Genomic DNA, 23716 nt, shown 5'->3' with positions numbered 1-23716 from the left:
TTATAAACGCTCCAAAAAAGGAAAGCCGATGCATCTCAGTGCTTCGGCTTTTTTGTTGGTTAGATGTGCCTAACTCATTATTCGCAAGGCGGCGCTAGGTGAATCAAAGCTAACCCACCCAGTGACGTCTCGCGGTATTTCTTGTTCATGTCCTTGCCCGTTTGGTACATGGTTTCAATCACCTTATCCAACGAGATCAAACATTTACTATTACGCTTTAATGCCATGCGAGAAGCATTGATCGCTTTCATTGCCCCCATCGCATTACGCTCAATACACGGTACTTGCACTAAGCCACCAATTGGGTCACAAGTCATGCCTAGTGAGTGCTCCATGGCAATCTCAGCCGCAATACAAATTTGCTCATTGCTGCCACCACGTAGCGCGGTCAAGCCAGCTGCCGCCATAGAGGAAGATACACCGACTTCACCCTGACAACCCACTTCGGCACCCGAAATAGACGCATTGGTTTTGTACAAAATGCCAATCGCACCGGACACAGCAAGGAAGTCTTTAAGCTGTTTAGCATCAAGCTCTTTGATGAAGCGATGATAGTACATCAATACCGCTGGAATCACACCCGCCGCACCATTGGTTGGCGACGTTACGACTTGTCCACCAGCCGCGTTTTCTTCACTCACAGCAAAAGCAAACAGGTTAATCCAATCCATGATTTCCATTGGATCGTTTTCAATTGCTGCATTTGCTTCAAGCTTCTTCAGCAAGTTAGGCGCACGGCGGGTCACGTTCAAGCCGCCGTCCAAGATACCTTCTGTCTCGAAACCACGCTCCATGCAACGCGTCATCACACGCCAGATCTGTTCTGCGCGTTGATTAATGGCTTCCATATCCTGAAATGCTTGTTCGTTTTTCAGAATCATGCCGCCGAGGCTCATGCCATTCTTCTCAGCCTGTGCCAACATTTCGTCTGCACTGGAGAATGGGAACTCTACTTCTACGGGTGCAGTCGCACTGCCATTTTGCAGTTCATCCGCCGTTGCGATGAAACCACCACCGATAGAGTAGTAAGTTTCAAACCCAACCTGATTGCCGTGCGCATCTAACGCAGTAATCGTCATTCCATTCTCATGCAGAGGAAGGTTCTCTTCATGGAACAACATGTCCGTTTTGTAGTTGAATTCGATTTCATGACGGCCATCGACAGACATCATGCCCTCTTCAATCGCCTTGCGCATCGCTTTATTCGCAGAAGCGATTTTGATGGTATCTGGTTTGTTACCCAACAGACCCAAAATGGTTGCACGGTCAGTATGGTGACCAATCCCCGTTAACGAGAGTGAGCCGTATAAATCGACCTGAATACGAACCACTTTTGCCAAGTTCGATTCAATCAAACGAGTGAAGTGGTAACCCGCGATCATTGGACCATTGGTGTGAGAGCTAGAAGGGCCCACACCAATCTTGTAAATATCAAAGATGGACAGCATAAACTTACCTATTACGACAATGCAGCATAAAGCCAATCAGGGAGAACCATACAAGCAGCGATGGTCGCCACGGCGAACACCAACAGCCCGTAATGGCTTGCGGTTGGCTTTGCAAAAAGATGTTTTTGATTATTGATAAAAATTTGTTGCTCGGCAGTCACAGCGCCCCAACGACGGCTCACTAACACACCAAACAAAAGGAAGACAAACGTACCAATTGGCGCGAACCACGGCCAAGCCACGTCGAGATACATTGCAGTAAACACCGCAATCACACTCATGATACTGCCAACGATCACGCCTTTCTCATTGGCTTTTGCCCAGAATAAGCCAAGCACGAATGACCCAAGACGGATACCAACAAAGATGGAAGTCAGGCTAGCGATGGTTTTGAGTACCGATTCATTCGATACCGCGAGAAGAGCTGGCACTACCACCATGGCCGCAGCAAGCAAACTCATCTTTCTTGCGACTTTTTCGTAGTGCTCATCATCGGCACTTTTGCGAACGAAACGCTTGTAGATATCGAACGTTGCGACAGTCGCAATTGAGTTGTAGGTCGAATCCAAGGTCGACATTGCGGCCGCCGCCAATGCGGAAATGATCAAACCAACGACGATGGGGTTAGTGTGGTTGAAGACGAAATCCAAAATCACTTCGTTGCTGTTTTCAAACGATTGATCTTGATAGAAAACACTCAGAAGGACACCGAGTACCGCGAAGAACAAGTACACGAAAAACGCACCGTAACCACACAACAGCATCGACTTCTGCGCCGTCTTTTCACATCTCGTCGCTAACGTGCGTTGGATGATCAATTGGTTGGTGCCGTACACACTCAAATGCAAAAAGCTCACGGCAACCACGCCAGCCCAGAGTGTGGTATCCACGCCCAAATCAAAGTCTAAGTTGATGATATTCAGGTGATCACGAGAAAGGTAATCTGCCGCATTAATCTCTGTCATTAGAATGGCAAAGATAGCGATGCTGCCTGCTACCAATACTGCAGATTGCAACATATCGGTCCAGATAACCGTGGAAATTCCGCCCGCATAGGTATAGCAAGCGGTGAAAATACTGATGTAGATAATGGCTTCAGAAATACTGATAGGCAGAACTTGCACTAAGATCAGCGCCACGGCATACAGAATCACACCCGCAGATATACATTGAACCACAATGAACACAATCGAGTTGATGGTTCTTGCATACACCCCAAAGCGGTGCTCAAGATATTCATAAATCGAAGTCAGACCCAGCTTATAAAAGACAGGCACAAAGAAAATAACAGTGAAAAAGATAACGATGGGATAGTTAAGGTGAATACTCATCGCTTCCATGCCAGAGCTATAAACCCAACCAGGCATCCCTACAAACGTCATCGCACTAATGTAAGTCGCAAGTATCGAAACACCTGCCGTAAACCAGCCAAATTGCTTTCCACCCGTGGAAAAGTCGCCACCATTGCTGTAGCGCTTATTCACTAAATAGCTGATTAATATGGTGATTAACACGTATAACGCAATCACCACAAAACTTGAGTACGTAACCATTTCAGGGTTTCCATAATTCTGGGTGCTAATTATTTGTGCTTGGATATTACTTTAAAAAAGCATATCTAAACGATAATCCCGCCATAACTGTGACTATAATCACCAATATAGACGGTTATATATTCAAAAACGCCAAAAAGACCGATTTAATGAGACTCCCATCACTAAAAACCACTTATTGGGTACGCATTCATTTTAAAATTGATATTGATCACGGATCTAATGACCTTAAAAAAACTATGATTCACCACGACACGAAATCGAAGATGATCCCAATAAGATCGTATTCTTTAAGTTTGAATAGCAACAAATCCTAAGTGAAATAGAGGTTTATCGGTCATGAATGCCAAAAGACACATGAGCGAAGTTCCTATGATTCAAAGGGTAGCTGCCTATCTAGCGATACTGGTTGGTTACTTTTTCTATTGTTATAACTTTGTAATTATTGACTACGTACGCCCATACATCGTTGAAGCGTATGATGGTATTAGCCTGTCAGACACTGCCCAGTTCTATACATGGCAGTCGGTTGGTGCACTTATCGGTGCATTGAGCTGTGCTTGGTTCGCAACAAAATTTGGTAAGAAATCCACTCTTATTACCATCACAGCCCTAAACGGTGGCGCAACGATCATCAATATGATGTTCACCGACTACACAACATGGGCAGCAATGCGTTTCATCATTGGTTTGTCACTGGGTGGTTACTTCACCGTGGCAGTAAGCCTAATGATCGGCCTATTTACGCCAACGGTACGTGGTAAGTTGACGGCATTCGCGTCTTCTATGTTCTCTGTAGCACTGATGGTAATGGGTGCGTATGCAGCATTTATTGCAAGCATTGATGCACCATGGGAAAGCCTAATGCTTGTTGGTGGTATCCCACCATTGGCAGCCGCTGTTGTCATGATCTTTGTACTACCTAGCGACAGCAAAGTGATCGCTTACGGTGAAGAAGAGCAAGCAAAAGCAGAAGAATCAGATGCACCAGCGAAAAAAGGCTCTTGGGGCGAAATGCTAAGCAAGCCTTACCGTAAGATCACTCTAACGTGTCTATTACTGGCTGGCCTTAATTTCTACGGTTTCCAATTCTTTGGTGGCTTCGTAACCACTTACCTACGTGATGTACGTATGTTCGACGGTGCAACCATCGGTCTCATCTTCTCTATCTCAGCATTTGGTTCACTGTTTGGTGCGTGGTTCTGGGGTTGGGTAGCTGACAAATTCGGTCGTAAGGTGAACGCATTTGGCTTCATCCTAGCGGGCATCATGGTTTCAATCTTCTTTGTTGCACCTGGCGACATGGTGATTGGCGGCCTAAACATGCTGGCTCTACTTGGTCTGATTTACAACTTCGGTCTGTCTTCTTCAGCGGTATGGGGTGGTTACTTCTCAGAACTGTTCCCAGCACACCTACGTAGCTACGGCGCGGCGCTATTCCACGGCGGTCGTATCCTCGGTATGTGGGCACCAATGGTACTTATCTTCATCCAAGAACGTACCGACCTACAAACCGCAATGTGGGGTTCACCAATCGTATGGATCCTTGCTGGTCTTCTATGGCTATCACTGCCAGAGACACTAAAAGGCGGCGTGTTCGATAAGAGCAAAAAAGCCGAAGCAGCAAAAGCGTAACTGAATTTCAAAAACTCCGGCTGGCTCCCCGGCCGGATGAAAAAACTTAATTTCGAGTCCTGTTCCCAAAGCCGACTCGACAGCAAATAAGAGAGTTTATTATGTCTAAATATCAAGAAGCGAAACGCGTTGTACGTGAATACTTCAGCGCAATGGAAAACGCAACTCACGAGAACGTGGCAGAAGTACTAAAAGCACACACTTCAGAAGATTACCTATGGCGTGGTGTTTACCCATTCCGTGAGCAACAAGGCGCTCAAGCAGCGGCTGACGTTTTCTGGGCTCCTTTGATGAAATCAATGACTCGCATGCAGCGTCGTCAAGACATCTTCATCGGTGGTGAGAACGAAGTAACATCAGGTGAAATCTGGGTAATGAGCATGGGTCACTTCATGGGTCTATTCGACGCTGAATACCTAGGCATGCGCCCAACTGGCAAAATCATGAACATCCGTTACGCAGAATTTAACTGTGTTGAAAACGGCAAGATCACTAAGACTGGCCTATTCCTAGACCTTCTAGGCGCGATGGACCAAGCGGGTTGTTACCCACTACCACCATCAACAGGTAAGCACTTCGTATACCCTGGTCCTCGTAACCACGACGGTCTACTGTTCGAAGACGCAGCACCAGAAGAAGGCGTAGCAACACTAGCACTAGTGAACAAGATGGTTGATGACCTATCTGCACTGAACGACAGCGGCGCTATGGGTTGCCCACCAGAAGTTCTTGAGAAGAGCTGGTCTAAAGACATGATCTGGTACGGTCCATGTGGTATCGGTGCGTCTTACACAATTCCTCGTTACCAACAGCAGCACCAATTGCCGTTCCGTAACAACCTGAAAGACAAGAAGTTTAACGGCCACGTATGTCGTTTCGCAGAAGGTAACTTCTCTTGTTTCTTCGGCTGGCCAAACCTATCTAACACGCCAATCGGTGGTTTCCTAGGTATGACAGGTGGTGAAGTACGTGCAGACATGCAAGTGGTTGACGTTTACTACCGTGACGGCGACAAGCTATCTGAGAACTGGGTACTGATCGACCTTCCTTACTGGCTAAAACAGCAAGGTCTAGACGTGTTCGAGCGTACTCAACAGATCCTAAACCCTTCTCTATAAGAAGTCCTAGGGGCGGATTGTCAACCCGCCTTTATGTTGCCTGAATCCCCTCTCGGTTCAGGTGACATGCTCCCAACTCGTGCCTCAAGGATGGGGCACAACCTCAAGATAGAACCCTTATTCAAAACGGGCATGAACGCACGGTGGCTTTCTGCGCCCTGAATAATGAGATTGATGATGAAAAAGTCGACCCTTTCTGCAGTGATTTTAGCAGCGCTTACTTCTAGCTCAGCCTTTGCTGCACACACTTTTGTTAATGACGCTGGCGACAGCCTAACCATCGATGGCCGTTTCGATCTTCGCTACCAAGACCGTGGCGGTGATGACAACGGCGAATGGAACAGCGGCAGCTCACGTTTCGGTTTGAAAGGCCAAATGGGTCTGGATAACGGCTGGACTGGTTTCGGTCACGCGGAATGGGGCTACAACTCTGGCGCGAACGGCGACAACATTTACGACCGCTTGCTATACGCAGGTGTTGATCACGAAAAATACGGCAAGATTGCTGCGGGTACTAAGCAGTGGTCTACCTTCTACGACGTAGCATGGTACACCGATTTAGGTCGTGTATTCGGTACTCGTGGCTCAGGTGTTTACAACCTAGCTGACTGGGGTATCGCTTCCGGTGCTGGTCGTGCAGAAAACTCAATTACGTACCGTAATTCAATCAATGAAAAAGTGAGCTACGGCTTTACTTACCAAACCACGCGTGAAGATGTTGCTCTAGCAAGCAATGCGACAGCCTCACTGAAAAACGGCATGGGTGCGTCGATCACTTACAAACCCGTTGATGGCGTAACACTTGGTGCGGCTTACCATCAAAATGAAGTTGCGGATCTAGACGCAAGCGTGGTTGGCGTAGAAAACGGCGACAACATGCGCATCATGCTATTGGGCGCAAACTACAGCAACGGTGGCTTCTACGCGGGTGCGACATTCCACGTTGGCGAAAACTGGGAAGCAGTGAGCCAAGGCGGTACGGACGTAATGTTCGATACCCTAGGTGGCGAAATCTACACTTACTACCACTTCGATAACGGCCTACGCCCAACGTTGAACTACAACTACATGGAAGATCGTGGTGACGAGACACAAGGTTACGAGCGTAACTTGCTGATCCCTGGTCTTGAATACCACTTCCAGAAGAACAAATTCCTAGTTTGGACTGAATACCAGTTCGATCTAGGTAAAGATCAGTACGATGGCAGCAAATTCGAAAACCGTGATGATCAATTCGCGGCAGGTATTCGCTACTACTTCTGATAATACTCATCGCTCACCACCTATACCCAAGTAACCTTAAGGTGGTGAGTGATGAAGTTCTTATCAACACTAAGCAAAGTTATCTTGAAGCCAAGTAGTCATCACTTCACTAATAATTAAAGGCTGCTCAAGCGTAGATAGATGCCCACACTCAGGGATAACATGAAGCGTGACGTTTGGGATGCATCTCTCCATGAGCAGATGATTGTCTAGCGGACAAAGCTTATCTTCTTTACCTGTTATCACCAACGTAGGAACTTGAATGTCCGCCAATAAAGGTCGCGCATCCGGGCGAGTGGCTAACGCTTTAGCATGTGCTTCAAATGCCTCCAAACCTACATTGACCGCCATGCCTTCTATACGCTCAGTTAACGCTTTGTCTTGCAAACGGCTTGGATGAATCAGCACAGGCATCAGAGTGTCAGGCGTAATGCGTTCAAACTCACCACTTAACGCACGGCTAACCAGTGCATCACGCTTTTGTGTCACCTCTGGCTTTTCATCTGCTGCATTGGTATCCATGAGGATCAAGCCTTTGACTCTGTTTGGCGCTTGACGGTACACCTCAAAGGCAAGAATCCCACCCATTGATAAGCCCCCCAAGACAAACTCCCGCGGTGCGTCTTGCAACACTCTCTGCGCCAGCTGTTCCATTGACGGCAATGAAGCCAGCGTCGGGCATGTAGGCTCAACCCAACTTGGCAACGCTCGGTTGATATCCTCAAACAATGTGCCATCACAAAGTAGTCCGGGTAGCCAAACTAACGAGGTGGGTTGCGTCATTTTATTCTCCTGCCAGCGGCTTTGGTTGATCAGAGCCAAGAATGCAATACGTCAAACTATTACCACGCAAGTTCGTCAGTGAGTATGACGCACCTTCTGGAACATTCAGCACATCACCGCGCGTTAAAACAACACTCGCTTGTTCGCCTTGATGCGTGAGGACCACTTCAGTATCGCCATCAAAGTTGATAAGCACTTGTTTTTCTTCTCGCCAGTGTTGAGGAATCGAGCCACCTTCAGAAAGCTCATAAGCCATGATGCTCACTTCATCTTCACTCTTTACTTGGAAGTCATAACTCGCCAAAGGATGACCCGTTAAGGCGTATTGTTTCACGTTGCTTCCGCTGAAATCGCCTTTGATTTCACGATAATCTTTTTGCAGAGCGACAAATGGCATCATCTCTTCTGCGGTATAGGTATCGAAGGTCGCGAGCTCTTCTTCGGTAAGCAGCGGCATCAATTCTGATTCTTGTGGCACCGGGTCGCCATTAATGGTGTCCACGAGTGTGCCATCGGCTTTGAGGTATAAACCATAACCTTGACTGTCTTTAATAACGTTTGGATGCCAAATAACGCCGCCACCTGAATCGTCGCCGCCAAGTACCGAGAACATAAAGCCGTAATCGCGGCCAACCACTTCAAATCCACGGAAGAGATTGGTTGGAATCGAGATGACGTCACCGTGAGACAACACCGCTTCATGCTCTCCATCGTTCCCCCAATAAAAACGGAACTGACCTTTGAACACCAAGAAAAGCTCGGCGGTACGATGAGAGTGCAACGAATTTTTGATGCCCGGCGGTTGGCCTGCGGCACCAATGTTAAAGCCCGCCGTATCGCGAATATGAACATGCTGACGACTGCTCTCTGCCACCCCTGCACCGATAATGCAAAAGTTATCTTTGAGATCACTGCCTGGCGTGCGCGCATCAATAAACGCACTCGTACCCGGAATCAGTTCCATGTAGCGGACCAGGTTATTATTCATTTTAGATTGTAGAGTCATTGTAAATCCTTGTTGTCCTTGTTTGGACCTAGCCTTTGAATTGTTAGTTACAGACCTAAAGGTCGCCCACCATCAACCGCGATGGTATTGCCTGTCGAGAAGGTAAGAAGATCTGCCGCGGCGTACACGGCTTGAGCGACTTCTTCATCATTGGCTAAACGCTTAAGCGGTGTGGATTGTTCTTGTTGATTACGCCATGCGTCATCCAAGCCTTTGACAAACTCAGTGTCGACAAGCCCTGGAGCAACAGCCAGAACTCGAACCTCGGGAGACAGAGCGCGAGCTAAAGAACGGGTCATGTTCTCCGCGGCAGATTTACTTGCACAGTAAGCAATGTTGCTCCCCATCGCAGTCTGTGCCGCGATAGAAGTAATGTTCACCACACAACCATTGGCTTGCTTAAGCCAAGGCTCAAACGCTCGAACCATGGCAAAAGGCGCACGGACGTTCACTTGGAAAATTTGGTCAAACAGCTGGTCATCTAAACTTTGCAAATCAGAGTGCGCGACGAATTTCGTCATCCCCGCACAGTTGACCAACAAATCCAGCTTGTCGCTTATTTCACTGACTTGATGTTTAAGCTGTTCAATCGCACTAGAATCTGTCACGTTCAATTTGAATGCTAGATGCTCGTTACGTGGCAGCGAGGAAAGCACATCCTCGGCCGCTTTCTGATTACTGTTGTAAGTCAGAATTACGCGATATCCCGATTCAGCTAGCTTGCGACAAATGGCGGCACCCAGTCCGCCACTGCCGCCTGTGACTAAGGCAAGTTTCGACATATTACGCCTCTTCCACTTTGCCTTTGTAACGGCGCACACGAATATCCGCTTGCTCTTTGTGGCCAGCAAAACCTTCGAGTGCACACAAGCGAGAGCAGTACTCGCCGACTTTTAAGGATGCCGCTTCCGTCACACGCTGGTAAGTACAAGTCTTGATGAACTTCCCTACCCAAAGACCACCGGTATATCGTGCCGCTTTCTTCGTTGGCAGTGTATGGTTGGTACCAATACATTTGTCGCCGTAAGAAACGTTGGTTTCACGACCTAGGAATAAGGCACCGTAGTTGGTCATGTTATCTAGGAAGTATTTAGGATCTTCCGTCATCACTTGAACGTGTTCAGAAGCGATATCGTCTGCCACTTCCACCATTTCTTCGTAGCTATCGCATACGATCACTTGTCCGTAATCTGCCCACGCTTTACCCGCAACTTCCGCCGTTGGAAGAATAGTTAGCTGACGTTCAATCTCTTTGATAGTTTCTTTTGCAAATGTCTCGCTGTTGGTCAACAAGACAGCTGGGGAGTTGTAACCGTGCTCGGCCTGACCAAGCAAGTCCGCCGCTGCCAATTCAGGGTCACAGCCTTTCTCATCAGCAATGACTAAGGTTTCAGTTGGGCCTGCAAACAAATCGATACCGACGCGACCAAACAACTGACGTTTTGCCTCTGCTACAAATGCGTTACCCGGCCCTACAATCATATCGACCGGTGCAATAGTCTCCGTCCCCAGAGCCATTGCACCTACCGCCTGAACACCACCGAAGCAATAGATTTCATCCGCACCCGCCATTGCCATCGCAGCGACAATCGCCACATTCGGCTGGCCATTAAACGGTGGCGCACAAGCAATAACACGTTTTACGCCCGCGACTTTCGCCGTCAGTACACTCATGTGAGCGGATGCAACCAATGGGTATTTACCGCCAGGGATGTAACAACCCACGCTGTTGACTGGAATATTTTTATGCCCCAGTACCACACCAGGCATGGTTTCTACTTCGACGTCTTTCATTGAGTCACGTTGAATTTGAGCAAAGTTTCGAACTTGTTGCTGAGCGAACTCGATATCATGACGAGTCGATTCATCAAGCGCATCCACACAGGCCTGGATTTGCTCTTCTGACAGGCGGAATTGCTCCGGCGACCAGTTATCAAACTTTTCAGACAACTCACGTACAGCGCTATCACCTTTCGATTCAATATCAGCAAGAATGTTTTCAACAATCTGACGCACTTTTGCGTCGTTTGATGCTGATACTTCTTCAGTGATTCCGTTTTTTAAAATGCGTGCCATTGGGTTTCTCCTTGAACATTGAGGCTGACGAACGGTTATTTTTATGCTTTTGGATACGAATGCAAAATCAGATTAAACACTTAATTAACATTTGACAAGTTAAGTCAACAAACCACAAAAACAATCCTTAAGCCTTTGCATTTATTAGTTTAAACAAATAAAAGCAAGTAATAAGGACCTTAATTGAGTTTAATTTTTAATCAAAAATGAGTTTTAGATCACATCATTTTTACTCATCATTTACATTTCTACATGTTAGCTTTTGCATACCTTTGCAAAGGAGAGAATCATGAGCAATTTTAAACAACGTCTGAATCAAGAAACGATATTAGGTACATTTGTTAAAACCCCTCATCCTCACATTATCGAGGTATTGGCACTGGCAGAGTTGCCTTTTGTGGTACTGGATGCAGAGCACGCACCTTTCGATCGTTCCTCGCTTGATCTGTGCATCATGGCGGCCAGAGCGAATGACCTCGCGTGCGTGGTACGAGTACAAGACAGCGCCCCTTCAACCATTTTGAACGCGCTTGACTGTGGCGCGGCGGGTGTACAAATTCCCCATGTTTGTACTGCTGAGCAAGCGACGCAACTGGCGAAAATCTGCCATTACGGAGAAGGTGGCCGAGGGTATGCTGGTTCCAGTCGAGCAGCGCAATACGCCACTAAGCCCATGGTTGAACACTTAAAAGACAGCCGTGCGAATACGATTGTCATTGCACAAATTGAAGACCCTCAAGGGGTTGAAAATGTTGAAGCGATTGCCAATGTTGAAGGAATTGATGCGCTCTTCATTGGCCAAGTTGATCTCACTGTCGCTTATGGTGCTGATAGCGTTCATGATGAGAAAGTCGCACAAGCAAGTATGCGAGTAATCGAAGCGGCCAGAGCCGCCAATAAACCTGTTGGCATGTTTGTCGCGACGGCTCAACAAGCTCGGGAATGGCGTGAACTCGGCGTTAGCTTCTTTTGTGTTGGGTCTGAACACAAAATGATCATTGATGGCTTCAAACAAGAGAGAAATGTGATGAATTCTTGAGTTTTCTCTGATATTTACGCCTTATCAATGTAATGCTCTAGACACAGAAATCCCCTAGCCCATACACTCAGCACGTATGAGCAGGTTCAATGGCCTTAAATAAGGAGTATCACCATTAAAGCGAAAGTAACTTCGATCGACGTCGCGAAGATGCTCGGCGTCTCTCAATCGACGGTATCTAGAGCATTCAGCCCGACTGCGAGTATTAGCGAGAAGAAACGCAAAATGGTGATGGATGCCGCAGCTAAGCTCGGATACACACCGAATGCCATCGCCCGAGGTCTGATTTCGAGTCGTTCAGGCTTAGTGGCGATTGCGTTAGATAGCGAATCAAACCCAATGTACGACATGCAATCTCGTGCTTTGGCTGTCGAAATTCAAAAGCGAGGCGGACAAGTTGTGCTTTGCCCTATCGACAAGGACGACCTCGATCTCGCCATTTCACGCGCCATTGAATACCAAGTGGACGGACTCGTTATCGCCACCAGCCGTTTAACTTCACGCGCGTTTGCCCAATGCGAAAAGTTTGGCGTTCACTTAAGCTTGATCAACCGCTACGCCGAAGGCATTAATGCCAACAGCTCTGGTATTGATAACCGCTTGGCGGGCCAACAAGCAGCCGAGTATTTAACGCAGAAAGGCGCAAAACAGTGTGCTTACATCAGTGGCGATGCTGGCTCCATGACCAGTGAAGAGCGTTGGCTGGGTTTCTCTTCAAAATTGCAAGAACTCGGCTCCCCGTCACCAACCTTTATCCAAGCCAAGTACAGCTTTGAAGCAGGCTTAAAAGCGGCGAAAGCGATCTTGTCGCATACCAGTAAACCCGATGCAATTTTTTGTGCAAACGACATCCTCGCCATGGGTGTGATGGATGGCTTGCGACAAGCCGGAGCAAAGATCCCCCAAGACTTCTCTGTGATGGGTGTAGATAACATTCCGATGTCTGCATGGCCGAGCTATGATTTGACCACCATTGCTCAACCAGTCGACAAAATTGTTAAACGAGCGGTTGAAGACTTGATGAATCGAATCAACGGCAACCTGGATGCAACTGGCGAATACCTTTTCGAGCAAGGCACCTTGATCGAACGTAGTAGCACCATTTAATAAATCCATTTTTATTCATTCTTCATAAACAAAATGTCTTACTTTCAAGTAAGGCATTTTCTGTGATCGCGATTAAATTTTCACCAATCGTTATTTAATTCCTCATCAATTCATCAATTTTGTTATTGACTTGTTACTTTAATGTTTTATTTTGGATTCGTATGCAAAATGGATATGAATTGCTCAACTAATTTATAAAAACATAAAAAGTTGTGTGACTTGCCGACGAATGCCCATGGCAGGTCATACCAGAAACAAGGAAGAACGATGAAGAAAGCAATCCTTACTTCACTTACCGCACTGGGGCTTGCATTTAGCAGCATGAATACGTTTGCAAACAGTGTTATTCGTCTTGCTCATGACAGTCAAGAAACCTCTCCCGTACACAAAGCAATGCTCTATTTCGAACAAGAAGTGGAAGCTCGCTCAAACGGTGAGATAGAAGTTGAAATCTATCCGGCAAGACAACTAGGCGATGTGCGTGAGACGACTGAACTCGTACAGCAAGGCAACTTACAAATGACGTTTGGTGCGTCAGTTTTACTCTCTCCCTACGTCCCAGAGTTTAACGTGCTCGACGTGTTCTACCTTTTTGATAGCGAAGAGCAAGCACACAAAGCGCTCGACAGTGAGAAGATCGGACAACCATTGTTGAATGCTATGGAATCAAAAGGCTTTCATGGACTTGGCTTTATGGAGGTCGGCTTTCGTAGCGTGACCAACAACAAACAGCCAATTGATAGTATTGAGGACCTGAAAGGGCTAAAGATTCGCTCGGCATCTAACCCCACTCAAATAAGCGCGTGGAAATCTATTGGTACTGCGCCAACACCTCTGTCTTGGGGAGAAATTTTTACCTCGCTCCAACAAGGTCTGATTAACGCTCAAGAAAGCGGCATCTATTCAATTTATGCCGAACGCTTTTATGAAGCGCAGAAATACCTCTCTTTGACTAACCACATTTACACTAACTACGTGCTGTTCATGAACAAATCGTTTTGGGATTCACTTCCTGCAGAGCAACAGGCGCTGATCAGTGAAGTAAGCAAAGAAACCATCGCAAAACAGCGTGAGCTCGCCGCGCAGCAAAACCAAGAAGTAATCAAAGAGCTCGAAGCAAAAGGCATGACGGTTAACATCGTCCCAGACGAGGTACGCAGCATCATGAAAGAGAAAATGAATGCGGCCGTGTACCAGGACTTGCGCAGTAAAACGGGTAAAGACTTGTTTGACAACGTGATGGCCGAGATAGAACGCCTATAACTCCCACTCTTTTGCACGATCTGGCAACAGGTCGTGCTTTCTCGTTTTGGAGGTGAACATGAAGTGGTTTCGCTTACTAGACAAATACCTAGAACCAACCCTTATCGTTATCGCGATCTCAACGATGACAACTTTACTGTGCTTGCAAATCGCCCTACGCCTGTTCGATGCAACGATCGCGTGGGCTGAAGAGCTGGCTCGTTATTTATTCGTATGGGCGATGTACCTGAGCATCAGCTACTGTATCCGAGATGATCGACACATCCGCATTCGTGTGTTCATCGATAAACTTCCGGGCAATTGGACGCAATTCAGTTTGATTGTCTCTGATCTTATCTACCTTGCCTTTAGTGCAACTGTCGCCTGGTTTGGATTTAAGGTTATAAACCGCAGCCTGCAACTCGGTCAGATTGCACCCGCAATGGAAATTCCTATTGCGTGTTTGTATGCCTCTGTTTTAGTTTGCGCACTATTAAGCTGCGTGCGCCTAGTGACAAGCATTTATCAACGTGTGAACGCGTGCTCCACCAGCAATGAACGAGTTCGCTTTTCTCGCCAACGCTATCGCCATATCAAAGCAAAGTATCGTACTTCTAACCGACTATTGGAGTTTAACGCATGACGTCTGCACTTTTGTTTGGCAGCTTTGGTCTGCTTCTGCTCATTGGCGTTCCGGTCGGTATTGCTCTGGCGGCAGCCAGTATGGTCGCGATACTCAGTCTGCCGTTTCTTAACATTGAGTTTTTAGTCCAAGGAATGGTAACAGGGCTCGACTCTTTCCCTCTCCTCGCCGTCGTTCTATTTACCTTGGCAGGTAACCTTATGAGCCAAGGAGGGATCTCAAAACGATTATTACACGTGGCGGAGGTCTTCTTTGGCCACTTTACTGGTGGGCTTGGCATCGTCGCCATTGTGGCGTGCATGTTCTTCGCTTCCATCTCTGGTACAGGGTCTGCCACCGTTGCCGCTATCGGCCTGACGATGATTCCCTCTATGGTGAAGAAAGGCTACGACCGCAGCTTTGCCGGTGCCTTGATCGCCTCTTCCGGCGGGATTGGCGTCATTATTCCACCCTCTGTGGTGATGATCGTCTACGCGATCACAGCTGAAGTCTCGGTCACCAAGATGTTCATGGCGGGCATCATTCCTGGCTTGGTCGTCGGTATGGTATTGATCGGCTACTGTCTAATTGTCTCAAAAATGCGGGGCTACACAGGTAACGAGCGCAAAGCGACCTGGGCAGAGCGTCTTGATGCGCTAAAAGAAGCCAGTTGGGCAATGCTACTACCCGTGATCATTCTCGGCGGTATCTATTCCGGTATCTTCACACCTACCGAATCAGCCGCCATTGGTGTGCTCTATGGCTTATTCTTTGGCATGTTTGTTTATAAAGAGCTCAAACCAGCGCAAGTGGTGAAAATCATTCTAGAGTCGTCACTGTTAGTTGGCGCTGTGCTCGTCATTGTGGGTGCGTCCGTGACGTTTGGCCGCATATTGACCCTAGAACGTCTACCGACCGAGATCGCTCAGTTCATTCTATCGATTACCGAAAACAAACTGCTGATACTGCTTTGCATCAATGTTCTGTTGTTGCTTGTCGGTACCTTCATGGAAACGCTGGCGGCCATTGTTATTCTCACACCAATTCTGCTACCCATTACGTCAGCACTCGGCATGGACCCCGTTCATTTTGGTATCGTGATGATCGTGAACTTGGCCATTGGCTTTGTTACGCCTCCTTTAGGTGCCAACTTGTTTATGGCAAGTCAGGTAGGCAAAGTACCGATAGAGTCGCTCTCTAAAGCCATTATGGGCTGGATTGGGGCAATGATAGTGGCCTTGATGTTGATTACCTTCATCCCTGCCATCTCGCTATCGTTACCTGCGCTTTTATCCTGATCGTTGCACTCATAGAGCGCTTATGACTGTTATAGCCACTAGATAAACACCTTTCTAGTGGCTTATTCGTTATTTACTTCCGATTTAATAAAAAAGCCTTTAAGCATTCGTATGCAAAAGGAAAATTTGAAAGATATAAGGATAATTGACACCAAAATAGCTGAATATTAGCGATAAAGTCTATTTGGGTGCCTTGATCTGCATGATTATCAGTTTTGGCTTAATCATTTGTTTCCATTCAAACAGATAAAAATAAATTAAGCGATTAAAAAACAATAAGATATTAGGAAATTCATACAAAAAACTTTGACCTCCTTTCTTATTAACACGTCTCGATAAGAGATAGCTTCCATCTCTCCTGTACTTTTTTAGTTTGTTTTCCGCTCAATTGTTAAAAGTCTGATCATCAGCACGCTATTTAAACAATCAAAAAACAATCCGTTGACAAAATGGCAACATGATATATTTTGAATACGTAATCAAAACATAATTATTCAATTACGGAGGTGATTTATGGCCATGGTTGGCTTCGATGAAAAGTGGCGTGATTTTCCCGACTACATTCTTGGTATCACAAAAGAGATTTGGGAAGACCGAGGTTTAAACACCTTAGAACACTACTACTCTCCCGACATTGTTGTGCGTACTCCACTCTCTATCGTTCAAGGAAACGAAGGGGTGATCAGTGCAACAATGGCGACACTGGCCGAGTTTCCCGATCGCACGCTATATGGCGAAGACGTCATTTGGTCAGGCACCCCGGAACAAGGCATGCTTTCTTCTCATCGAATCATCTCTACTGCAACACACAGTGGCAACGGCTTCTACGGGCAAGCCTCGAACCGCAAACTTCGTTTCCGTATTATCGCAGATTGCCACGCTATCAATAACCAAATCAATGACGAATGGTTGGTTCGCGATCAAGCCGATATCGCGAACCAACTGGGCATGACGTCAGAAGAGTTTGCACGCCAACAAATCGAATTTGAAGGTGGCGTGGAATCAAGCCCATTTCCGTTCACACCTGAAGTCGACATTCCTGGACCTTATTTGGGCGTAGGCAACGACAACGAATATGGTCATCGATATGAAGCAATTCTCAGAAGCCTTATGAATGCCGAGTTCTCAATAGTACCGAAAGAGTACGACCGCGCTTGCATCGGCGAATACACTGGCGGTCAAACTGCCCTATCACACTCGGAAGTCGATCATTTTTGGATGGCACTTCGTGCGTCTTTCCCAAATGCTCAATTTACCGTTCACCATCGTATTGGCCGAGATGACGACATGATGTCACCACGCGCGGCAATTCGATGGTCTTTGCACGGTAAGCATGAGGGATATGGGATGTTTGGTAAGCCTTCAGGAAAAGAGGTTTACATCATGGGGATCAGCCACGCTGAGTTTGGCCCTTGGGGTCTTCGTCGCGAATTCACTTTGTTTGACGAGACCGCAATCTGGAAGCAAATCCTGCTTCAGCAAGGCTAACGGCTGACTAAACACTATTTATTAAAATCACGGACAGTAAGGAAGCAACATGTCACTCAACATCATCGAACAGTTCTACCAGAACTACTTCAAAGCCGCAGACATCGAGCAAAAACAGGCCGCTCTGCAAACTTTGAACCCTGACGTAAAATGGTGCGTGGCGCACCCTGTGAACGATCTTAATGGCCCAGATGCAACCCACGAATCTTTCCTCTCACCACTTGTTAATGCTTTGCCTGACGCCGAGCGCCGACCAATAATTGTTATGCACGGCGAATACGAAGGCCGCACTTGGTACAACTCTACCGGCTACTTTATCGGTACATTTGAACAACCACTGTTTGGCATCCCAGCAACAGGGAAAACACTCTACTTGCGTTACACCGAAATGGTGTGTGTGGAGAACGACCAAATCACCGAATCTTACATGATCCCAGACTTCATCGACGCGATGAATCAAGCAGGCTGCAACCCTCTTCGTAAAAGCTTAGGTCACGATGGCTTGGTTCCTTCTCCTGCAACTTCTAACGGTATTCAACAATCTGTTGTGTCTTTGGAAGAAAGTGAAAAGAGCGCCCAGCTGGTTGAAGATATGCTGTCTTGCTTGGGTCGTTTTGATGGCAAAGATCTTTTCTCGATGGATTTAGAAAACTACTGGCACAATGACTTTATGTGGTACGGCCCTGCTGGTATTGGTACTACGCGCGGTATCAAAGGTTTCCGTAACCACCATCAAGCGCCATTTGTGTTTGCCTTCCCTGACCGAAGTGTCGATATTGAGGTCAATTTTTTGGCCAAAAATGACTACGTATCCACAGGTGGTTGGCCACATATGCATGGTACTCACACTGGTCACAGTGGCTGGCTCGGTCTCGCCCCGACAGGAAAACACATCGAACTTCGCGTTATGGACATTTGGCGACGCGAAGGCGATTTACTGAAAGAAAACTGGGTGGCGATCGACATCGTTCATATCCTGCTGCAACTTGGCTATGACGTGTTTGCACAAATGAAAGAACAGTTAGAAGGACCTAATTATGCATGAGTTTGGCGCACTTAACTGGAGCATCCTTGGGGGATACATAGCCCTAACGCTAGTATTGGGTGCGGTGATTGGTAAGCGAGTAACTTCAGCTAGCCAATTCGCTTTGGGTGATAAGAGCATCCCTTGGTGGGCGATCGGTATTTCTGTCGTTTGTACTTACGTGAGTGCCATGTCTTTCCTTGGTGGGCCAGCTTGGTCTTACAAAGAAGGCCTGTCGGTTATCGCGATTCACCTCAATTATCCGCTGGTGATCTTCTTCATCGTGGCTGTGTTTATGCCGTTTTTCTACAACAACGGTTTAACCTCTATCTACGAGTATCAAGAACGACGCTTCGGCAAGGCTTCACGACTGACTTTGTCGTTTATCTTCCTTATCAAACAAGCATTGAGCTCGGCAGCCGTACTCTACGCGACAGCAATGATTTTAGAGTTCATTACTGGTATCGACGTGATGTACTGCATCATGATCGTCACTGCAATTGCCCTTATCTACACCGTAATGGGCGGTATCGCGGCTGTCATTTGGACCGATGTGATTCAAGCAGTAATCTTATTTATTGGCGCATTCATCATCATTGAAGCCGTTTGGAATGGCATGCCTGCTCCAATGACGGAGGTCATGGCAGAACTCAAAGCGAAAGGAATGACCGATGCCCTACAAACAAGTTTTGACCTAAGCCAAGTAACGACTGTATGGGCCGGCGTTATCGCAATGACGATGTTCCACACCACCGTGTATGGCGGTAACCAGATGATGGTACAACGTTGTATGGCCGCGAAAAACATGGGCGATGCGAAAAAGGCAATGTTGATGATGGGCTACGTGGCCTTCTTTATTTACTTTGTCTTTATCTTGCTTGGCGTCCTATTCAACGCTTATTACGACGGTAAAGAGTTTGAAAACGGCAACACCATCATTCTTCATTATGCGAGTGAATATGGAATGCCAGGCTTGATGGGCATCATTGCCGCTGCGATTCTGGCGGCAAGTATGTCGAGTCTCGATTCCGCATTTAACTCAATGGCGACCGTTTCTGTGGCTGACTTTTACAAACGCTTCTACAAGCAAAACGAGTCGGAAGAGCATTACTTAAAGGTATCGCGTTTCTTCACGGTGGCGTGGGCGATTTTGGTCATCATTCCAGCGATCATGTTTGCCACCAGCACAGGCTCGGTACTGGAAGTGCTGAGTAAGGCAGGCTCTTACTTTGTCGGTGCGAGCTTCTGTATGTTCGTCCTTGGTTTCTACTCAAAACACATTACGGAAAAAGGCTTGTTAATTGGCGTTGCTGCTAGCTTCTTGGTGATTTGGTATGTAGCCGTTGCGACCGATATTGCGTGGCCTTGGTATTGCGTGATTGGAGTCCTTGTGAATGCCGTTGTCGCTTACATTGCTAGCCTTCTCCTGACGGGTAAACAAGATGAAATGCATCTTTACACAGTGAAAGGCCAGCAAGCGGAATATGCTCGTCTAAATAAACCAATCAAGGAAGATGGTTGGTATGTCGTTCCCGGCAAAATCGATGCTCCATGTTATGGCTTACTAGTGATGTTTGTATTCTCGATCGTGATGCTTTGGGGGATCAACGCGTTTACCGACAACGCTCCTATGCTGATTAACTTTATGCGTGGCTGCTCTATTCTTGTCGCTACCGCTTGCATCGGATACATGGGGTATTCACTCCTCTCCCCAAAACGTAAAGTTGCAGTCAAACAAGCAAATTAATGTTCTTTACGCAGATACTGTACGTCCAACAAACGGACAGTATCTACGCTCTAGATCTAGTGCTAGCTCAAAGCAAACCAAATGGGTTAACCCACATTTTGCTTTTTAACACTCCAAAGCCATTATTCTACTTAGGATACCCCGTCAGAACATTTATGAATACGTACCTATTTATGCTAGTCTTATGACCTCAATTACTGGCAACTAAGTTTTATTCATGAAATCAATTAAACACGTAGTCACATCAAAAGATGTGGCAAAGATGGCAGGCGTCTCTCAATCTACTGTATCGCGCGTGTTTGTTCCGGGTAGCTCAGTATCCGAAAAGACCAAGCAAAAAGTCTTTGAAGCGGCTAAAGCCCTTAACTACCGCCCTAACGCCTTTGCACGTAGCCTGACCACAAACGAATCGAAATTGATAGGTTTGGTGTTTCCTGATGCGGATTACCCTATCCATATGAAAACACTGCAATTAATTTCCAGTGAGTTACAGAAAAAAGGTTATTCTGCCGTATTGATTCCATGGCAAGTGGATGAAGAAGAGGGCCACTCAATCCCAAATATCTTCCAGTATCGCGTCGATGGTGTCATTGCTGCTTCCGCAACCTTCAATAAGTCCCTTTATGAAGAATGTGAAGAGTTTAATATCCCAATTGTTCAATACGCACGAGTTGTTGAAGGTACTAGGAGTAGCTACGTTATCAGTGACAACTACGAAGCAGGCCAACAAGCCGCGCAACTTCTGCACAAAAGTGGCGTGAAGAACGCGGTTTATTTGACGGGAGAAGTGCCAACCTTTACGAATGACGAACGCCAAAGCGGCTTCTGCTCTGAATTTGAAGACCTAACCGGCAAGACGCCACGCATCATTGAAGCCAGCTATGACTACGCGAGCTCACTTGATAAAGTCCGTGCCATACTGGCAGACAAAAATCGGCCTGAAGCAGTGTTCTGTGCAACCGATAACCTTGCGATGGCGGTCATGGATATCGCCCGTATAGAATGCGGGTTGAGGATTCCTCAGGACTTACAAGTCATTGGTTTTGATAATATTCCTCAGACAGAATGGTTAAGCTATCAATTAACCACGTTCCGCCAGGATTTCCGTCGCCTCGCTCGCGAGTGCGTGAAGATCATTGTTGATCAAATTAATACGAAAAACGGCAGCCTAGTAAAAATGATGGTGCCAGTGAAGTTAATCGAGCGCCAGACAACAAAAGCTTAAATAGCTATAGCCAGCCATTCGGTTGGCTTTTTTATTTGCCTCTGACTCCCAAACGGCTCATTTAGTGTTGTAAGCATTAATGAACCCATGTATATTTATGAGCTATTACACTATATGAACCAAACAAAAAAAGGCTCATAATCCTTATGACCACGTATCTTTACACTCGTTATTCGCCAAAAAATCGAGCTTACCAAGAGCACCTTAATACTCTAAAAGCTTTTGCTCCCGAAGCTCAGCATTTTGAGGATAAGGTTCGTGGTTGCATGCCTCCAACCGAGAGAGAGGCATTCTTACAACTGCTCGATTCCGTCAGAACTGGGGATACGATTGTGCTCTGGTGGCTGACCGCATTTGGTCGCGACTTTAGTCAAGCATTGAACACAATAAAAATGCTACTCGATAAAGGGGTAACATTGAAAACCGTATGTGAATCACTAACTTTTGAGCCAGGTTCTGTTCAAACTCAAACACTACTCACAGTGTTATCTGGATATGGGAAAGTGCAGACTGAACATCGCCTGTTTGCCGCAGAGCAAGGGCGACAGGCCATTAAAGAGCAGCCAGAATTATGGAAACAGAAGTTTCGCGGCCGCCCCGCAAACAAAACCAAACACCAACAGATCGCAACGTTACTGCTAGAAGGCTACACATTGCAAAACGTGGCAGAGCAATGCGAAGTCAGTCTATCGACTGTGAAGCGGGTCAAAGCAAAGCTAAATGAAGTGGATGACGAAGGCGGCTTAAGATCACGACGCCAAAAAGGTTGTTTGAATGGAGACCAGTCATGAGTCGCCCAATCAACTTTCATACTATACTACTCGCCTGTCTTATTATTAGCGTTGGCCAGTTGAGCATGGGGCTAGTCATGCCCTCTTTGCCATGGATAGCAAAAGACTTTTCCATCTCCCTCGACCAAGCTCAACTACTTGTGAGTATTTATTTGCTCGGCTTTGGCCCCTCTCAATTTATCTACGGGCCAGTGTCAGATGCTTTAGGACGAAAAAGAGTATTACTTACCGGTTTACTCATCGCGATGTCTGGTCTGCTGATGATTATTTTCTTCAGTGACACATTTACAGGGATGGTAATGGGGCGCTTTTTACAAGGGTTAGGTACAGGATGCTGCGCGGTACTCGCGAGGGCGTCGACTCGAGATAGATTTAGCGGGGATGAACTCCCAGTGGCAATGTCTTACATCGCCATGGCGGCTTCAATCACGCCACTTATTGCACCTGTGATTGGCGGCTTTATCAACTTCCACTTCGGTTGGAGTATGGTGTTTATTTCTCTATTGGGCTATGTCTCGCTGGCCTGGGTAATCATCGCCTTTAAGTTCACAGAAACCATCACAAAACGTTCTGTCATTCCGTCACCCCGAAAAATGTTACTCCAATACAAGAGCTTACTTACGTCTCGTTACTTTATGAGTTTCGCCAGTATCAGTTGGTTAAACTTCAGCTTAATGATTACGACAGTCTCTGTGATGCCATTTATCATGCAAGATCAAATTGGCATGACCTCCGCTCAATACGCGATGTGGGCGCTCATTCCCGCTTTGGGTATGTTATGTGGTACCACGATTTGTAACCGAGTAAGGCCAATTATTGGCAATAAAAAAATGCTGCTCTGCACCCCATTTCTTCACCTCGCTGCCGCAATATGGTTATTTTTCTGTCCTGTTGAGCCTCTATTTCTGATGCTAGGACAGCTATTAATGATCTTGGGTAATGGTATTGCCCTACCTTGTGCACAAGCGATGGTAATGCAACCTTATAAAAAGCAAGCAGGTGCCGCAGCGGCAATGTCTGGTGGTGGACAAATGGTCGTCTCCTCATTGGTCAGCTTAACTCTGGTGCAGCTTGGATTGAGTCAAGCATGGCATCTAGCGATCGTTATCGTAATATTTGCATCGCTTACCTTCACCAACATTCAACGTGGCTTCAGTGCAGAGCAACCTTCAGAACGATAACAAAAAACATACTATTGTCCTTATAGTTACGACAAATCGTATAAACTTAAATTTAGGAAAAGTTGGTGGA

At 46.6% G+C, this 23716-nt stretch carries 20 protein-coding genes; 14 read left to right on the top strand and 6 right to left on the bottom strand.

Going from position 1 to position 23716, the window contains the following annotated elements; all coding sequences use genetic code 11:
• Nucleotides 1-77 precede the first annotated feature (77 nt).
• Entirely contained in the window at nt 78-1448 is a 1371-nt protein-coding gene (locus R7E51_RS06860; protein WP_206957629.1) for an L-serine ammonia-lyase, read from the bottom strand.
• 11 nt (nt 1449-1459) lie between these two features.
• A complete protein-coding gene (locus tag R7E51_RS06855) occupies nt 1460-3001 on the bottom strand; it encodes a sodium:solute symporter (protein WP_158173274.1) in 1542 nt (513 codons plus the stop codon).
• Nucleotides 3002-3340: 339 nt separating this feature from the next.
• Here R7E51_RS06855 and R7E51_RS06850 point away from each other — a divergent pair, with 339 nt between their 5' ends.
• From R7E51_RS06850 to R7E51_RS06840, 3 genes are all read left to right on the top strand, one after another.
• Nucleotides 3341-4636 carry an MFS transporter gene (locus R7E51_RS06850; RefSeq protein WP_005374774.1) on the top strand — a complete coding sequence of 432 codons (1296 nt, stop codon included), beginning with the start codon at nt 3341-3343 and terminating at the stop codon, nt 4634-4636.
• A gap of 101 nt (nt 4637-4737) precedes the next feature.
• Entirely contained in the window at nt 4738-5754 is a 1017-nt protein-coding gene (locus R7E51_RS06845) for a nuclear transport factor 2 family protein (protein WP_005374772.1), read from the top strand.
• A gap of 177 nt (nt 5755-5931) precedes the next feature.
• Nucleotides 5932-7017, top strand: coding sequence for a porin (locus tag R7E51_RS06840; protein ID WP_017634480.1), 1086 nt, complete (start codon nt 5932-5934; stop codon nt 7015-7017).
• 69 nt (nt 7018-7086) lie between these two features.
• On the opposite strand, the gene R7E51_RS06835 is transcribed toward R7E51_RS06840, so the two are convergent.
• From R7E51_RS06835 to hisD, 4 genes are read right to left on the bottom strand one after another with little or no spacing between them, the layout of a single operon-like run.
• Nucleotides 7087-7800: an alpha/beta fold hydrolase gene (locus tag R7E51_RS06835; protein WP_182016037.1), complete on the bottom strand. Its 714-nt coding sequence runs from the start codon at nt 7798-7800 to the stop codon at nt 7087-7089.
• Nucleotide 7801: 1 nt separating this feature from the next.
• Nucleotides 7802-8806 (bottom strand): cupin domain-containing protein, encoded by a 1005-nt coding sequence (locus R7E51_RS06830; protein WP_186585589.1) that lies wholly within the window; start codon nt 8804-8806, stop codon nt 7802-7804.
• A 47-nt stretch (nt 8807-8853) separates the two neighbouring features.
• The gene (locus R7E51_RS06825) at nt 8854-9588 is read right to left on the bottom strand and encodes an SDR family NAD(P)-dependent oxidoreductase (protein WP_206957628.1); all 735 of its coding nucleotides are present in this window, start codon (nt 9586-9588) and stop codon (nt 8854-8856) included.
• 1 nt (nt 9589) lies between these two features.
• Entirely contained in the window at nt 9590-10882 is a 1293-nt protein-coding gene (gene hisD, locus R7E51_RS06820) for a histidinol dehydrogenase (protein ID WP_186585588.1), read from the bottom strand.
• 289 nt (nt 10883-11171) lie between these two features.
• On the opposite strand from hisD, the gene R7E51_RS06815 reads away from it, so the two are divergent.
• The 11 genes from R7E51_RS06815 to R7E51_RS06765 all read left to right on the top strand — a co-directional run bounded on the left by R7E51_RS06815 (nt 11172) and on the right by R7E51_RS06765 (nt 23646).
• On the top strand, nt 11172-11921 hold the full coding sequence (locus tag R7E51_RS06815; protein WP_053307977.1) for an HpcH/HpaI aldolase family protein: 750 nt from the start codon (nt 11172-11174) through the stop codon (nt 11919-11921).
• 150 nt (nt 11922-12071) lie between these two features.
• The gene (locus R7E51_RS06810; RefSeq protein WP_206957627.1) at nt 12072-13028 is read left to right on the top strand and encodes a LacI family DNA-binding transcriptional regulator; all 957 of its coding nucleotides are present in this window, start codon (nt 12072-12074) and stop codon (nt 13026-13028) included.
• Nucleotides 13029-13295: 267 nt separating this feature from the next.
• Nucleotides 13296-14291, top strand: coding sequence for a TRAP transporter substrate-binding protein (locus R7E51_RS06805; RefSeq protein ID WP_182016039.1), 996 nt, complete (start codon nt 13296-13298; stop codon nt 14289-14291).
• A gap of 58 nt (nt 14292-14349) precedes the next feature.
• The gene (locus R7E51_RS06800; RefSeq protein ID WP_206957626.1) at nt 14350-14913 is read left to right on the top strand and encodes a TRAP transporter small permease; all 564 of its coding nucleotides are present in this window, start codon (nt 14350-14352) and stop codon (nt 14911-14913) included.
• Nucleotides 14910-16190: a TRAP transporter large permease gene (locus R7E51_RS06795; protein ID WP_005383432.1), complete on the top strand. Its 1281-nt coding sequence runs from the start codon at nt 14910-14912 to the stop codon at nt 16188-16190. The genes R7E51_RS06800 and R7E51_RS06795 overlap by 4 nt, the downstream gene beginning before the upstream one ends.
• A 513-nt stretch (nt 16191-16703) precedes the next feature.
• On the top strand, nt 16704-17678 hold the full coding sequence (locus R7E51_RS06790; protein ID WP_064376319.1) for a nuclear transport factor 2 family protein: 975 nt from the start codon (nt 16704-16706) through the stop codon (nt 17676-17678).
• 49 nt (nt 17679-17727) lie between these two features.
• Nucleotides 17728-18723: a nuclear transport factor 2 family protein gene (locus tag R7E51_RS06785; RefSeq protein ID WP_017634491.1), complete on the top strand. Its 996-nt coding sequence runs from the start codon at nt 17728-17730 to the stop codon at nt 18721-18723.
• Nucleotides 18716-20449, top strand: a complete 1734-nt coding sequence (locus tag R7E51_RS06780; protein WP_005374733.1) for a sodium:solute symporter family transporter — start codon at nt 18716-18718, stop codon at nt 20447-20449. Before R7E51_RS06785 ends, R7E51_RS06780 begins: the two co-directional genes overlap by 8 nt.
• A 217-nt stretch (nt 20450-20666) precedes the next feature.
• Nucleotides 20667-21674 (top strand): LacI family DNA-binding transcriptional regulator, encoded by a 1008-nt coding sequence (locus R7E51_RS06775; protein ID WP_017820101.1) that lies wholly within the window; start codon nt 20667-20669, stop codon nt 21672-21674.
• A 146-nt stretch (nt 21675-21820) separates the two neighbouring features.
• The gene (locus tag R7E51_RS06770; RefSeq protein WP_054576561.1) at nt 21821-22465 is read left to right on the top strand and encodes a recombinase family protein; all 645 of its coding nucleotides are present in this window, start codon (nt 21821-21823) and stop codon (nt 22463-22465) included.
• Complete coding sequence (locus R7E51_RS06765) at nt 22462-23646, top strand: multidrug effflux MFS transporter (RefSeq protein WP_158173280.1); 1185 nt, start codon at nt 22462-22464, stop codon at nt 23644-23646. The genes R7E51_RS06770 and R7E51_RS06765 overlap by 4 nt, the downstream gene beginning before the upstream one ends.
• Nucleotides 23647-23716: the final 70 nt, after the last annotated feature.

It is taken from the genome of Vibrio sp. Vb1166, from assembly GCF_033338695.1.
Taxonomy (GTDB): domain Bacteria; phylum Pseudomonadota; class Gammaproteobacteria; order Enterobacterales; family Vibrionaceae; genus Vibrio; species Vibrio alginolyticus.
Note: the sequence above shows the minus strand (reverse complement) of the source record. Positions and strands in the feature narration are given on the sequence as shown.

What these genes read in the sequence shown, in the direction of transcription:
- R7E51_RS06830 (WP_186585589.1), bottom strand. Translation starts at nt 8,806, where the DNA reads ATGACTCTACAATCTAAAATGAATAATAACCTGGTCCGCTACATGGAA.
- R7E51_RS06855 (WP_158173274.1), bottom strand. Translation starts at nt 3,001, where the DNA reads ATGGTTACGTACTCAAGTTTTGTGGTGATTGCGTTATACGTGTTAATC.
- R7E51_RS06790 (WP_064376319.1), top strand. Translation starts at nt 16,704, where the DNA reads ATGGCCATGGTTGGCTTCGATGAAAAGTGGCGTGATTTTCCCGACTAC.
- R7E51_RS06785 (WP_017634491.1), top strand. Translation starts at nt 17,728, where the DNA reads ATGTCACTCAACATCATCGAACAGTTCTACCAGAACTACTTCAAAGCC.
- hisD (WP_186585588.1), bottom strand. Translation starts at nt 10,882, where the DNA reads ATGGCACGCATTTTAAAAAACGGAATCACTGAAGAAGTATCAGCATCA.
- R7E51_RS06845 (WP_005374772.1), top strand. Translation starts at nt 4,738, where the DNA reads ATGTCTAAATATCAAGAAGCGAAACGCGTTGTACGTGAATACTTCAGC.
- R7E51_RS06770 (WP_054576561.1), top strand. Translation starts at nt 21,821, where the DNA reads ATGACCACGTATCTTTACACTCGTTATTCGCCAAAAAATCGAGCTTAC.
- R7E51_RS06825 (WP_206957628.1), bottom strand. Translation starts at nt 9,588, where the DNA reads ATGTCGAAACTTGCCTTAGTCACAGGCGGCAGTGGCGGACTGGGTGCC.
- R7E51_RS06765 (WP_158173280.1), top strand. Translation starts at nt 22,462, where the DNA reads ATGAGTCGCCCAATCAACTTTCATACTATACTACTCGCCTGTCTTATT.
- R7E51_RS06775 (WP_017820101.1), top strand. Translation starts at nt 20,667, where the DNA reads ATGAAATCAATTAAACACGTAGTCACATCAAAAGATGTGGCAAAGATG.
- R7E51_RS06860 (WP_206957629.1), bottom strand. Translation starts at nt 1,448, where the DNA reads ATGCTGTCCATCTTTGATATTTACAAGATTGGTGTGGGCCCTTCTAGC.
- R7E51_RS06835 (WP_182016037.1), bottom strand. Translation starts at nt 7,800, where the DNA reads ATGACGCAACCCACCTCGTTAGTTTGGCTACCCGGACTACTTTGTGAT.
- R7E51_RS06850 (WP_005374774.1), top strand. Translation starts at nt 3,341, where the DNA reads ATGAATGCCAAAAGACACATGAGCGAAGTTCCTATGATTCAAAGGGTA.
- R7E51_RS06810 (WP_206957627.1), top strand. Translation starts at nt 12,072, where the DNA reads ATGCTCGGCGTCTCTCAATCGACGGTATCTAGAGCATTCAGCCCGACT.
- R7E51_RS06815 (WP_053307977.1), top strand. Translation starts at nt 11,172, where the DNA reads ATGAGCAATTTTAAACAACGTCTGAATCAAGAAACGATATTAGGTACA.
- R7E51_RS06800 (WP_206957626.1), top strand. Translation starts at nt 14,350, where the DNA reads ATGAAGTGGTTTCGCTTACTAGACAAATACCTAGAACCAACCCTTATC.
- R7E51_RS06805 (WP_182016039.1), top strand. Translation starts at nt 13,296, where the DNA reads ATGAAGAAAGCAATCCTTACTTCACTTACCGCACTGGGGCTTGCATTT.
- R7E51_RS06795 (WP_005383432.1), top strand. Translation starts at nt 14,910, where the DNA reads ATGACGTCTGCACTTTTGTTTGGCAGCTTTGGTCTGCTTCTGCTCATT.
- R7E51_RS06780 (WP_005374733.1), top strand. Translation starts at nt 18,716, where the DNA reads ATGCATGAGTTTGGCGCACTTAACTGGAGCATCCTTGGGGGATACATA.
- R7E51_RS06840 (WP_017634480.1), top strand. Translation starts at nt 5,932, where the DNA reads ATGAAAAAGTCGACCCTTTCTGCAGTGATTTTAGCAGCGCTTACTTCT.